This is a genomic window from Roseibium aggregatum, assembly GCF_017309185.1.
Lineage (GTDB): Bacteria > Pseudomonadota > Alphaproteobacteria > Rhizobiales > Stappiaceae > Roseibium > Roseibium aggregatum_B.
In genome coordinates this window covers 1159474-1172034 of record NZ_JAEKJZ010000001.1, presented here as the reverse complement: position 1 = coordinate 1172034, position 12561 = coordinate 1159474, and the positions used below count along the sequence as shown (strand labels likewise).

Annotated in this window: 11 protein-coding genes; 1 reads left to right on the top strand and 10 read right to left on the bottom strand. The window is 59.9% G+C overall.

What is annotated here, in order from left to right:
- Positions 1-5: 5 nt before the first annotated feature.
- Positions 6-659, bottom strand: a complete 654-nt coding sequence (locus JF539_RS05095) for a glutathione S-transferase (protein WP_207139247.1) — start codon at positions 657-659, stop codon at positions 6-8.
- A gap of 400 nt (positions 660-1059) precedes the next feature.
- Here JF539_RS05095 and JF539_RS05090 point away from each other — a divergent pair, with 400 nt between their 5' ends.
- Positions 1060-2139, top strand: a complete 1080-nt coding sequence (locus JF539_RS05090) for a DUF2336 domain-containing protein (RefSeq protein ID WP_207139246.1) — start codon at positions 1060-1062, stop codon at positions 2137-2139.
- Positions 2140-2192: 53 nt separating this feature from the next.
- Here JF539_RS05090 and JF539_RS05085 read toward each other — a convergent pair whose 3' ends face one another.
- From JF539_RS05085 to JF539_RS05045, 9 genes are all read right to left on the bottom strand, one after another.
- On the bottom strand, positions 2193-3434 hold the full coding sequence (locus JF539_RS05085; RefSeq protein ID WP_207139245.1) for a bifunctional alpha/beta hydrolase/OsmC family protein: 1242 nt from the start codon (positions 3432-3434) through the stop codon (positions 2193-2195).
- A 133-nt stretch (positions 3435-3567) separates the two neighbouring features.
- Positions 3568-4218, bottom strand: coding sequence for a hypothetical protein (locus JF539_RS05080; RefSeq protein ID WP_207139244.1), 651 nt, complete (start codon positions 4216-4218; stop codon positions 3568-3570).
- 201 nt (positions 4219-4419) lie between these two features.
- Positions 4420-5016 (bottom strand): hypothetical protein, encoded by a 597-nt coding sequence (locus tag JF539_RS05075; protein WP_207139243.1) that lies wholly within the window; start codon positions 5014-5016, stop codon positions 4420-4422.
- A gap of 124 nt (positions 5017-5140) precedes the next feature.
- Entirely contained in the window at positions 5141-6685 is a 1545-nt protein-coding gene (locus tag JF539_RS05070) for a caspase family protein (RefSeq protein ID WP_207139242.1), read from the bottom strand.
- 82 nt (positions 6686-6767) lie between these two features.
- A complete protein-coding gene (locus JF539_RS05065) occupies positions 6768-7241 on the bottom strand; it encodes a cytochrome c-type biogenesis protein (RefSeq protein ID WP_207139241.1) in 474 nt (157 codons plus the stop codon).
- Positions 7242-7245: 4 nt separating this feature from the next.
- Positions 7246-9234 (bottom strand): heme lyase CcmF/NrfE family subunit, encoded by a 1989-nt coding sequence (locus JF539_RS05060; protein WP_207139240.1) that lies wholly within the window; start codon positions 9232-9234, stop codon positions 7246-7248.
- Positions 9235-9270: 36 nt separating this feature from the next.
- A complete protein-coding gene (gene ccmE / locus JF539_RS05055; RefSeq protein ID WP_207139239.1) occupies positions 9271-9720 on the bottom strand; it encodes a cytochrome c maturation protein CcmE in 450 nt (149 codons plus the stop codon).
- Between the two features lie 62 nt (positions 9721-9782).
- Positions 9783-10907, bottom strand: a complete 1125-nt coding sequence (gene ccmI, locus JF539_RS05050) for a c-type cytochrome biogenesis protein CcmI (RefSeq protein ID WP_207139238.1) — start codon at positions 10905-10907, stop codon at positions 9783-9785.
- 116 nt (positions 10908-11023) lie between these two features.
- Positions 11024-12511 (bottom strand): hypothetical protein, encoded by a 1488-nt coding sequence (locus JF539_RS05045; RefSeq protein WP_207139237.1) that lies wholly within the window; start codon positions 12509-12511, stop codon positions 11024-11026.
- Positions 12512-12561 lie beyond the last annotated feature (50 nt).

Genomic DNA, 12561 nt, shown 5'->3' with positions numbered 1-12561 from the left:
TTGCTTCAACCCCGGTCCGGGAAGAACACGGGATTGTCTCCCGCTTGCCACTTGCGCCATTTGTGCATGACAGCCTGAAAACGACCGGAGCCTTCGAAAGCCGACAGCCAGGTTTTCACCGCTTCCCAGCCCTGCGCCTCGAACCAGCTCCGGTCCGTGTTGGCGAACTGACGGACAAAGGGCAGGATCGCGAAATCGGCAAGAGAAGCCGTCTCGCCATACAGGCAAGGGCCAGACTTGAGCCTGTCCTCGAGTTTCCAGACAAAGTCCGATGCCGAGGCGCGCTCCTCCTCCCGGTTCGCGTCCGCGTAGCGGGTATCGTACTTGTACCGGTCGAGGTGTTTCTTGAAAGGGCCGTCACAACTTCCGATCAGGTCCAGCATGGTATTCACGTCGCTGTGCGGCGGTGTTAACCAGCCTTCGGGATCCGAACGTTCCAGAGCCCAGAACATGATATCCAGACTTTCGTCGATGACCCGCTCCCCAACCTTCAGGCAGGGGACGGTCGCGGAGGGTGAGACCGCCAGGAACTCGGAGGCCTTGTCCCGCAACACGATTTCCCGCAGCTCCACCGTCTCGCGGCTTGCCGCAACCGCAAGCCGGGCCCGGATCGCATAAGGACATCGGCGGAAGGAATAAAGGACTGGAAAATCGGCCATATTTTCCTCTATCGGCAGAGGCCTCGAACATCAAGCCGAAGCCACGGCACAGGACGCCATGTCTTGAAGACGTCCCAGGACCAACACCAACCGCAATTGCGACCGGAAGACTTCCTATGCGTCGCAATTGATATAGGCATTTATGACAATTAAATATTTTCGACTAAACCTTACCAAGGTGCGGCCTCCGCAAGTTTAACAACAGTTTTCAGAGGCTTTTCGGCCTTGCCAGATACTTTCAACCTCCACGGGACCTTACGCAATCTCGCCTGATCTTCCCCAGTGCCGCCTGCTCACTACTGCGCATATCGGGCAAGTTTTTTCTTTTTTCCGTTTCTCTTAGACACTTGTAAACCGTCTCCGGGGTATTCCAAATGCCAGCAGAACGGATATTCCAGATATGATTGACGACATCATCAGTCTCGCCAAAGAGAGTTCTCCCGAAAAGCGCCATCAGCTGGTCGAGCTGGTCACCACACTTTTCGTCAACGGATCGGACAGCTACCAGACCGAAGAGATCTCACTGTTCAACACCGTTCTGGAAAACATGCTTCCGCAGATGGAAGACGAACAGAAGCAGGTTGTTTCCGAAAGACTGGCACCGATAGACAGCACGTCGAGCAAAGTGGCCAATTCTCTTGCGCGTGAGGCGATCGACATCGCCATGCCGATGCTGACGACGTCCAAGGTTCTGAAGACCGAGGACATTTTGCAGATCGCCAAGACCATGGGCCAGGACCATCTGCTTGCCATTTCGAAGCGCTCCCATCTGGAAGCCAATGTCACCGATGTTCTGCTGGAACGCGGCGAAAAACCGGTTAAACAGTCGGTCGCGCAAAACAACGGCGCGGAGTTTTCGGAATGGGGTTCGCGGCTTTTGATCAAGCTTGCCGAGAGCGACGAAAAGATCCGCAACGCGATGATGGAACGCACGGACATCACCGAGAGCGACTACGACAAGCTGATCGGCCAGATGCCTCAGCAGCAACAGGTCATGGTCCGCAAACTGCGTGAAGAAAACGAGGCGCTTGTCCGCGACCTTTTCCACGAGGCAAGCAAGGTTGTCGCCAGCACCAAGCTCGAACGCAAAGCCTCCAGGATCAACACCAAGGTGACGCTCAAGGAAATCCGCGAGGGCAAACGCTGTCTCAGCAAGGCGATCACCCAGTTGGCGTTGTCCAACAACCTCTTCGACATCTGCTTCCTGATTTCGGAAGTCGCCGGCCTGGGACAGAAATACGTAACCAACGTCATGGTCCGCTACGATGCGACCGGCATCGCGGTTCTGTGCAAGGCGCTCGGCGTGGAAGCAAACGACTACTCGTCCCTGTGCCGTGCCCGGGCCACCAACAACAAGCAGCCGCAGACCACGGTCGACAAATGGATCGCGGACTATCAGCAGCTTTCCGACCGGGATGCGCGCCGGTTGCTGTCCTTCATGAAGATCCGGTTGAGCACGCTTGAGGAACAGGCTGCCTGACGGCCCCGGCCTCGCGCCCTAAACGGAAGAGCCTATCCCCGTCCCTCCCACCGTCAGGGCTGGCCGGTGTCCTCCCGCGTGACGACAGCAGCACCTGCCTCCAGGGTCTTGTGCACGGGGCATTTGTCGGCGATTTCCAACATGCGGGCGCGCGTTTCTCCGTCCAGATCGCCCTCAAGGGAAATCAGCCGCTCGAACCGGTCGATTTTCCCCTTACGGTCTTTCAGATCCTGCGAGCACTCGTCACAATCGGACGCATGCACCTTGCCGTGCAAGACGCGCGTGCCGATCCTGGCAACCGCGAGACCCTTCCGCTCGGCATACATGCGCAGGGTCATGACGGTACAGGCCCCGAGCGCCGCCGACAGATATCCATAAGGCGAGGGTCCGCTGTCCAGACCGCCCACCTCCTCCGGTTCGTCCGCAAGCAATTTGTGTGCGCCGGAGCTTACCATGACCTGATATTTGCCCTGTCCGGTTTCCACCACCTCGACACCGTCTTTGACTTCGTCGGCGGGTTCGGCTTTCAGCGGATCGAGATACCGGCCTGCCCAGCTTGCGATGACCCTGGCCGCATAGGCCGCGTCTTCGCTTTTGCTCAGGAGATGGTCGGCGTCGTCAAGCGACACGAAGCTTTTCGGATGCTTCGCCGCAACGAAGATATCGGTTGCGTTCTCGATACCCACCGTGTCGTCGAGCGGCGCATGCATGACGAGAAGCGCCTTGCCAAGCGTGGCGGTTTTCTCCCTGACCGAATGGGTCTGAAGATCATCGAGAAACTCCTTGCGGATGGTGAACTTGCGTCCGGCAAGATCGACTTCCCCTGCCCCTTGTTCGCGGATCTCCGCGAGTGAACCCTTGAAGTTGTGGATCACATGGTCCGCGTCGGAAGGCGCCCCGATCGTTACGACGGCCCGCGCTTCGGGAATATCTCCGGCCACGGACAGGATCGCGGCACCACCGAGGGAATGACCGATCAGAAGCTGCGGCGCTGCATAGTTCTCTCGAAGAAAATCGGCGGCGCGCCGGAGGTCTTCCACGTTCGAGGAAAAACCGGTCGAGGAAAAGTCACCGCCGCTTCCCCCCAGTCCGGTAAAATCGAAACGCAGGACGGCAATGCCTTCGGCACTCAAGGCGGCGGCGATATGCCGGGCGCCCAGAATATCCTTCGAACAGGTAAAGCAATGGGCAAACAGCGCGAAGGCCCGGATCTCGCTTGCGGGCAGATCGAGTCGCGCAGCCAGTCTGGCCCCGTGGGCCCCGTCGAACTCGAGTTTCAGTGGGCTGTGTGTCATTTCGTTTCTCCTGCAGGCGTTCCCCGGCAGAAGTAAGCACGCAAACGGGTCGTGCAAGTCACGGCACCGTGTAATCTCCGCGAGCCTTTGCCATGCCCCCGGCACAGAAGAGCCGGATCTCCATATATGGACCTTAGGAGCGCAGTATTTTCTTGGTCGAATTCACCGCCCGGGCGATGCGGGTGTAAGGGACTTTCCGGTTCCTGGAATTGCCCGCGGATCTTAGCAGCTTGGTCGCCGTCTCTTCTATGGCGGCAATGGCCTGCTTCTCGGCCTCTTCGAGAGCGTCTATCTTCACCGCCCGGTTATAGGTATGTCCCAGTTTGGCTTTCCTGGTCTTCCGGTCCCTGTTCCGGCGCACGATCCCGTTCAGTGTATTCGAGAGCTTCCGCAATTCGCCGCTGGCATCGGCCAGATCCCGCCGGTTTCCCAGCATCGCCGCCGTTTGCGCGAACACCTGACGCAGGCAGTCAATCCGGTGCACCCTTTTCAGCTGGCCACATCTCGCGGCCCTGCGCTCAAGCTGCTTTAGAACGCTGTTGGTGATTTCCTCGCTGGACGCGAGATTGATGGTGTCGCTGTCCCCGCCGGCATAGCCGGTCTCGCCGCTGCTGCCCGAGCCCAACGACCCACCGTTCGCTGACGAGGAACTTTGACCGGTCGTGCCACCTGTGGTCTGAGCATCCGCAACGGTCCCGATTGCCTGAAACAAAATCAAAACGGTAATTGCAGCCAAAGCCCTGACGTTGACTTTGAACCTCCTTTCGAGATGAAAAAACTTCATCGTTTTCTTTCTCATCCTTTGCGAAAATCAGTGAATGAAACTACGCGACCACTATCCAAAAAGGCACTGCCCCACAGCAAGGGCGGAAGCAGTCGTTAAATATAACGATAAAATGACCACAATCCGGCAATCCGGCGAAAGGGCGGCTCTGCACGGCCGGAGCAAAACCGCCACGGAATGGACTTGAGATAGCCCGGCCCGCTATGATCTCAGTATCTTTTTGGTCGAGTTCACGGCGTTCGCGATGCGCGTGTAGTGAACTTTCCGCTTTTTCGAGTTTCCGGCGGACCTGAGCAACTTCGTCGCCGCTTCCTCGATCGCCTGACTGGCCTGTCTGTTTGCCTGCCGCAGTGCCGTCCGCGCCACCGCCCGGTAGTTTCTGTTGCCCTGTTTGGCCTTGGGAGCGTTCCTGTCGCCATGCTGGCGCAGAATTCCGTTCAAGGCCCGCGACGCCTTTCGAAGCTGAGAGTTCGCAGCAGCATAGTCGGGCCGGTTTCCGGTTGCGCCGGCCGCCTGCTGGTAGACCTGGCGCATGCAGTCGATGCGGTAAATGGGGTCCAGTCGCCCGCATTGGGCAGTTCCCCGCTGCAACTGCCGAACGATTGCGCCGGTGACGTCGTCGGCAAAGGCCAGTTCGAACGGCGCAACCTTCACTTCAGGCCGAGACCCTTCGACCGGCACCTGGCTGCTTCCGAACAGGTCGATTGCAGCTTCCGGTTCGAGAAACGAGCCGACGGTTCCGTCCCAGGCCGCATGGCCGGACCCGGAAAAGGCAAGGACAGACAAGACGGTAGCCAAAACAGCCACACTCTTCGGCAATGATAAAAAACGCATTGATATTCCCCCAATATTCTCTGACATCGACTGCACGGCTAATCCGCTTCCGTTGGACGCGATTCGCTTCAGGTCCTGACAGGCGACCTTATTCGGATATGCCGTAGGCGCGCCGCAATCCGCGCTTTGTCTGAGGCCCGAACTGGCCGTCGATTTCCCCCTCGTAAAACTCTTTCTCTGACAATTTGGCCTGTAACGACCGGCGCGTTCCCTGCTTGAACATTCTCGGGTTCTCGGAAAGCAGGTCCAGAACCTGCTCGTTTCCGGTCCGCAGGGCACGATAAAGAAATTCGGCGGCGTCTTTCTGATCCCGGCCCTCCACGACTCCGTCGTCGATCAGCGCCGCATAGTTGAACATGGCCTCCGGATGCCGCAATTCCGCGGCTTTGCTGAAATAATCGATTGCCTTCTTCTGATCCCTTGGCACCCCCAGTCCCCCCTGAAAATGCAGGAAACCGAGGTCGTTGATCGCGTCGGCAAATTTCTCGTCGGCGGACCGGTGAAACAGCTCGAGCGCTTTTTTCACGTCCTGCTCGACACCGATCCCCTTCTCGTACAGGCGTCCGAGCTCGAACATGGCTTCCGGATCGCCTTCGTCAACCGCGTCCTGAAGCAGTTCCACCGCCTGTTCCGGGTCGTAGCGCTCCTCGTCCGGATTGAGCCGCATGTAGGCGAGCCCCTTGAGAGCCCGCACATCGCCTCTTTGAGCGAGGGTCTGAAGCTGCTTTTCCTGGTCGACTTCAAGCAGGCTCCAGGCGTTCTTGCGTTCTTTCGCTTCCAGCGTATTAACAGTCTGGCGCTGGCCGGCCAGGAAATAAGGCTCGCCCGACAAAGACCCGTAGGTATGGGGTTCCTGATAGTTGTTGGTTGCAATCAGGACAGAATCGCGGATCTGGCGGAAGGCCAGTCCGATTTCCAGATCCTTTTTTTTCAGCGTATCGGAGAGCGCGACTGCGAACGGACTGTTTTTTCCCGCGCCGTCCAACGCGACCGCGCCGGCCTTGGCCGCATAGGCGACCAGCGTGCCACGTTCGGGGGACGGTGGTGCAAGCCCGCTTAACGGCACGGACTGCTTGAGCGTAACGATCTCGACATCATTCGCCTGGGCAAACGGGTCGTTGCGGCAGGAATCCAGGATGACGATCCTCAATTGCCGCGCCTTGTCGACCGCACTGAGGATTTCGTTCAGGGAAATCGAGGTTTGCGCGACATCGCCCCGGGAAGTTGCCGTGGAGTCCGTCGGTATAAGGAAGTTCTGTCCGCCGACTTCCACACCATGTCCGGCGAAATAGACGAGCGCGACATCGGCGGTTTCCGCCTCGAACTCGAACTGGGCCAACAGCGCCTTGAACTCGCGCAGGCCAAGATTGTATTTTTCGATAACATCGAAATTCAGCGTCTTGAGCGTTTCGGCGATCAAAGCGCCGTCATGCACCGTGTTCTCGAGATCCGGAACATTCAGGTAGTCCGACACCCCTACGACCAGGGCAAGTCGCTTTTCCGGAAATTCATCGACACTTGCGAGGGACGCTTGTCCAAAACTCAAAAGAAAACAAAGAACAAGTACAGAATTGGTGCAAAATTCACGGGCGGCTTTTTGCAAAGCCCTCCCAGGGAACAAAGATCCAGACATGACGATCCAGCTAATTTGAAATACGAAATCGAATTTGCAATGCCTTTCGGTTTTCCTCAATGCCTAACCTGAAAAGAAGGCTTTATTCTGATCTGACAATCGCGCTCAATCGCTTTTTTTCGTCTTCGCTCAACGGCTGCTCCGGGGCAGACACGACCGCCGTTCGGCGCTTGCGGAGCGCCCAGACAATGCCAATCAGCCCGGCAAGCAGGGCTGCCGGCCCCGCCGCCCAAAGCACCACCGTGTGCCACGCAAACCTTGGTTTCAAAAGCACGAACTCGCCATAGCGCGACACAAGATAGTCAACGACCTGCGCGTCGCTGTCTCCGGCGACAAGGCGCTCGCGGACCAGAACTCTGAGGTCCTTGGCGAGCGGCGCATCGCTGTCGTCGATGGACTGGTTCTGGCAAACCATGCAGCGCAGTTCCGCCGACAAGGCCCTGGCCCTGGCTTCGAGAGCCGGATCGTCCAGCACCTCGTCGGGTGCGACCGCCAATGCCGGAGCCAGTTGAAGGCAAAGCCCCAGCAGGAGGAAACTTAGAAACCGCCTGATCATTTCGTTACTCCGCGGCTGCGGCAACGGCCGCTTTCCGTCTGGCTGCGGGCTTCGGCGCCCCGATCCGCAGGCGCCGGTCGGCCATGGACAGAGCACCGCCGAAGGCCATGACAACGCAGCCGATCCAGATCAGCGTGATCAACGGCTTGAAATAGATGCGGACGTCGACGGCTCCGTCCCCCCGGCTCTCGCCCATGGACAGGTAAAGCTGCGAGAAGCCGGTGGTGTAGATCCCCGCTTCGGTGGTCGGCATCTGGCGGGCCGTATAGACCCGCTTGGAGGGATCGAGTTCGCTTATCACGACGCCGCCGGTCCGGATCGTGAAATGACCGACTTCCTCCGTGTAGTTCGGTCCCCGGCGCGGGGCCGCGCCGTCGAACGTCACTTCATAGCCGGACAGGTTTACGGTGTCGCCCGGGCGCATCGTTTCGATCCGCTCTTCCTGGAAGGCGGATGCCGTGACGATGCCGAGCACCGTGACGCCGAGACCGAAATGGGCAACCGCCGTGCCCCAGGCGGACCGGGGCAGACCGACGAGGCGGTCGAAACCGCGCTTGGGCCCGACAGAAAGGAACTTTACCCGGGTGACGATTTCCGCGACGGCGCCAGCCATGACCCAGACCGCCAGCCCGACCCCCAGTGGCGCCAGAATTTTCTCCATGCCCCACAGCCAGAAGGTGAAGAGCACCATCGCCAAAGCGAGCGCAAGCGCCGCGTAGAGCCGCTGGGTGGCGGCAAGCAGGTCGCCGCGCTTCCAGGACAGCACAGGCCCGAAAGGAACGGCGATCAGAAGCGGCACCATGAGCGGACCGAATGTGAGGTTGAAGAACGGCGCGCCGACGGAGATTTTTTCGCCCGCGACCGCGTCCAGCACCAGAGGATAGAGCGTGCCGACAAAGACGGCGGCGCAGGCAGCCGTCAGAAAGAGGTTGTTGAGCACCAGCCCGCCTTCCCGGCTGATCGGCGCGAACAGTCCACCCTGTTTCAGCATGGACGCCCGCCAGGCGAAAAGCGACAGCGAGCCGCCGATGAAGAAACACAGGAGGCCAAGGATGAAGACGCCGCGCGCCGGATCGGTCGCGAAGGCGTGAACGGAGGTCAGCACGCCCGAGCGGACCAGGAAGGTGCCGAGCAGGGACAGGGAAAAGGTGAAGATGGCCAGCAGTACGGTCCAGACCTTCAAGGCCTCGCGCTTTTCCATGACGATCGCCGAATGCAGCAGCGCGGTACCGGCCAGCCACGGCATGAAACTGGCGTTTTCGACCGGATCCCAGAACCACCAGCCGCCCCACCCGAGTTCGTAATAGGCCCAGTAGGAGCCCATCGCGATCCCGAGTGTCAGAAAGCACCAGGCAAGCAGGGTCCAGGGCCGGACCCAGCGGGCCCAGGCGGCATCAAGCCGGCCCAGGATCAGTGCGGCGATGGCGAAGGAGAAAGTGATCGAGAAACCGACGTAGCCGATATAGAGCAGCGGCGGGTGGATCGCCAGGCCGATGTCCTGAAGGATCGGATTGAGATCCGCGCCCTCCAGCGGCGGGTTGGTCACCCGGGTGAATGGATTGGACGTCGCCAGCAGGAACAGAATGAACCCGGCAGACACCCACCCCTGCACCGCCAGCGTAACGGCCCGCAAATCGGTGGGCAGATTACCGCCGAAGAGCCCGACAAGTGCTGCGAAGAACACAAGGATGAGCACCCAGAGGAGCATCGAGCCTTCATGGTTCCCCCACACGCCGGAAATCTTGTAGATCAACGGTTTCGCGGAGTGCGAATTCTCAATGACGTTCAGGACCGAAAAATCCGAGCTTATGTAGGCGACGGTAAGCACCAGAAACGCGACCAGCACCAGGAGAAACGTCATGACCGACACAGGCGGTGCGACCGCCATCAGCCGGTCGTCCCTGGACAGGGCGCCCCAAAGCGGAACAGTCGACTGCACAAGCGTCAGCACGAATGCCAGCACCAGCGTAAAATGCCCGAGTTCGACGATCATTTTTAATTTTCGTCCCGTTTCCGTCCGCTACCGGTTTCAGTTAGCGGCGCTTTCCTCTCCCTGCCAGTGACCCTGATCCTTCAGCGCCTCGGCAACTTCCTTGGGAATATAGTTCTCATCGTGCTTCGCCAGAACACTGTCGGCCACAAAAACGCCGTCCGGCCTGATGATCCCCTCGGTCACGACACCCTGCCCCTCCCGGAACAGATCCGGCAATATTCCCTTGTACGTGACGGATACCACATTCGCCATGTCGGTTACCCGGAAGCTCACTTCGGCGTTGTCGGAACGCACAACGGAGCCTTCCTCAACCAATCCGCCAAGACGGATCCGCTGGCCCGTCGGAACCGCCTTTTCCGTAATATCCGTCGGGCTTTGGAAAAAGACAATCTGATCGTTCAAGGCAAACAGGATCAGGGCAAGCGCCACAGCCAGCACCGCCCCCGCCGAACCAATCAGGGTCAACCTTCTTTGTTTGCGAGTCATTTTTTTGCGTCCAGTCTAAGCGCGCACCTCAGCCTTCGGGCAGTGTCACGCAGTCATGATCCTCATAGACCAAGCTGGCTTGCCGCGTCCTTGATCAAGGACAAATCCTCTGGCTTACCCTCGTAAGCCACCTCAGCCTCGGCAAGCGCAGTCTCGGCCTTCTCCCTTTCCCCCAAAACCATATAAGCGCGGATCAGCTGGGTCCATTCCGCGGCACTGCCGCCTTCGGCGCCCAGCCTTCCGGCTAGTCCGGCAACCATGTCCTTGATCATGGCCTGCCTGTCTTCGGCGGCCATGTCCTGCGACGCGGCGACTTCTTCCTGCGTCGGGCCCCGCTGGGGCGCTCCTGCCGGTTGGTTCCCTCTCAAGCCCGCCAGCTGCTGACGGGCGGCTCCGACCCAGGCCGCCGTTTCGTCCGCGTTTTCCAGAAGTGTCTCCCAGGCGGCGATCGCCTCGGCGGTCTTTCCCTCCTGCCCCAGGGCAATCGCCAGGAAGAAGCGTGGTTTGACGGCACTTGCGTCGAGCGCGGCGGCTTTTTCGAAAGCACTGCGGGCATCGGCGGTGACCAGGCCCTGATTGGCAATCGTCAGGGCTTCCCCCATGTCCGTCAGCCAGTCCTGTCTGGGACCGAGGAGACGCAGCGCGTTGGCGTAGGCTTTCGCGGATGCCTGCGCCCTGCCGAGAGACAGATAGACCGGTGCAATGACGGACCATCCCTGTCCGTCCTGCGGATTTTGTTCCAGATGACGTTCGACCCGCGCGACAAGAACCTCCAGCGATTGCTGTTCAGCCGGGGCATTCAGACGTTGGGCCAGCGGCAAGTCCGGTTGTCCCGGAGCTCCAAGCACGAGATAGAGACCGACGGCCGCTACCGGCAGTCCCAACAATGCCAGAACCTGGGCTGTCCTGATCCTGCCGCCCCGGGAGGCCCCGTCCGCCTGCCCTGCGCGCCTGTCATGCGCCGCCAGAAGACGCCGGCCGGTTTCCGTGCGTGCGGCCTCGGCGGCTTCCGCATCGATCAAACCGCGCTCAAACTCGCTTTCGATCGCGCTCAATTGTTCACGATAAACCGCCTCGTCGGCGCTTACCGTTCCCGCGGTCCGCGCACGGTCGCTCCTGGACAAGGGCACGAGAATCGACAGGGCCGCGACGCCCGTCAGAACAGCTATCAGGATCCAGAACAACATTCCCGACTATAGAGCGTCCAATGAAGGCAAATGCAAGTCCGCATGGCTGTGGCCAGCGGTCGCGGTCAACCCTTTGTGGAGATTATCGGGTCGGGAAGTTCCCCAGGGTCCGTCACCTAGGCGGAAGCCGAGCTCCGACCGACCGCATTGGCGACAAGCCGGCGCTCGGGACTGGCCGCGCCCTGCCGAATCGCCCGCTTGGCCTTCATGACGGCAGATTGGCGGCTCCGCCGGAGCTGCGCGGCATAATCCGCGCCAAAATAGATTTCGGAGAGCATGATCGCCACATCGGCGGCGGCCAGTCTGGCTTCGAGATCGCCGTCCCGCGGTTTACCGATATCCGTGATCAGCGACCTGGTGACGATTTCCAGGGTCTGCTCGACCGCCTGACGGGTTCGCTTGCCGATTTCGTTCACGGCGAAGGTTTCCGAGGCGTTGCGCACCAGCGTCAGGACGCTCAATGTGCGCACGGCCTCGTCAATGGCTTCCTGGTCGATCAGCGGCTGGCCTTTTTCGTCCAGTTTCGGAACCTGAAGCGCCCGGCGGATCGCGCCATGGGCGTTGTTCAACTCGCGCGTGACCTCATTGGAAATGCCGCGCTTGGTCTCCGACAGCCTCTTGTGCCACTTGCCGGAAAGGGAAAGATCCATATCCCTTTCAACTCCACGGATCAGTGTGTGAAATTCCGACAGTGCCTGAGAAAACGCCACGGGATCCGGGTTGTTCTTGCGGTGGTCCATCGCGAGAACGTGAAGCCGCTCCGCCTCGCTCATGACAACATCGACAAACGGGGCGAATTGAGACCCGGCGATCACTTTCGGATCCTGGTCTCCCGCAAGCCGGCCGGCAAAGGTGCACAGGGCCGCCGGAACTTCGGTGCGTTCGATCAATGCCGCCGCGACGACCGGGACATGATCCGGAAACCTGTCCGCGCATTTGTCCACGAGGCGCAAGACGTCGAGATCATGCTTCAGGCGATGCTCATTGACCCGTTCGGGGAGATTCTGCAAAAACGGCAACAGCCAGCGTTCGGCGGCGAAAATCTTCTGAATGTCCAGGAGTTCGGCAATCCCGCGCTCCCCGCCCAGTTCAATGGCGATACGGCGGCGCTCCTTGTCCGACAAGTGGCTGCGATGCAGCGCCTCGCCGACCGCGTCCACCGATCGTGTGCGCAGCGCCTGAACAAGAGCGTCGACCCGCTCCCCGCTGACCGCCGCATTGCCGGCCTGCTCCAGAACCATGCGCATATCGGCGGGCATGACATCCCGTCCCAGCCATTTCCAGATCTTGTCGAGCGCGGAGCGGTGAATGCGGCCTTCCTGCCGGTTCGGCAGGGTTTCATTGATCAGAAAGCTCTCCAGCGGCGAGAAAAACATCCGCTGGATCTGGCCGCGTCTCTGTTCGCCGCCCGGCATGTCGGGAGCAACGGGACCCGGCCGGCGCAAGAGGGCGACAGCGGTGGCGAGAACAAGTCTGAGGTGCGGATCGGCGTTTTTCTGGACCGCGGCTTTTTCCAGATTCCGGACCAGAGCCTCAACCGCTTGTGGGCTGAGACTGCTCAAATAGGTCTTTATTTTGGTTTCAAGCTGATCCGTACCGGTCATTCAACGCGTCGACATTGCGAACTTTATCCTTCCAACCATACCCTTGGAAG

Bases quoted from the DNA above. Each gene is read 5' to 3' on its own strand.
- JF539_RS05095 (WP_207139247.1), bottom strand. From the start codon at position 659: ATGGCCGATTTTCCAGTCCTTTATTCCTTCCGCCGATGTCCTTATGCG.
- JF539_RS05090 (WP_207139246.1), top strand. From the start codon at position 1,060: ATGATTGACGACATCATCAGTCTCGCCAAAGAGAGTTCTCCCGAAAAG.
- JF539_RS05085 (WP_207139245.1), bottom strand. From the start codon at position 3,434: ATGACACACAGCCCACTGAAACTCGAGTTCGACGGGGCCCACGGGGCC.
- JF539_RS05080 (WP_207139244.1), bottom strand. From the start codon at position 4,218: ATGAAGTTTTTTCATCTCGAAAGGAGGTTCAAAGTCAACGTCAGGGCT.
- JF539_RS05070 (WP_207139242.1), bottom strand. From the start codon at position 6,685: ATGTCTGGATCTTTGTTCCCTGGGAGGGCTTTGCAAAAAGCCGCCCGT.
- JF539_RS05065 (WP_207139241.1), bottom strand. From the start codon at position 7,241: ATGATCAGGCGGTTTCTAAGTTTCCTCCTGCTGGGGCTTTGCCTTCAA.
- JF539_RS05060 (WP_207139240.1), bottom strand. From the start codon at position 9,234: ATGATCGTCGAACTCGGGCATTTTACGCTGGTGCTGGCATTCGTGCTG.
- ccmE (WP_207139239.1), bottom strand. From the start codon at position 9,720: ATGACTCGCAAACAAAGAAGGTTGACCCTGATTGGTTCGGCGGGGGCG.
- ccmI (WP_207139238.1), bottom strand. From the start codon at position 10,907: ATGTTGTTCTGGATCCTGATAGCTGTTCTGACGGGCGTCGCGGCCCTG.
- JF539_RS05045 (WP_207139237.1), bottom strand. From the start codon at position 12,511: ATGACCGGTACGGATCAGCTTGAAACCAAAATAAAGACCTATTTGAGC.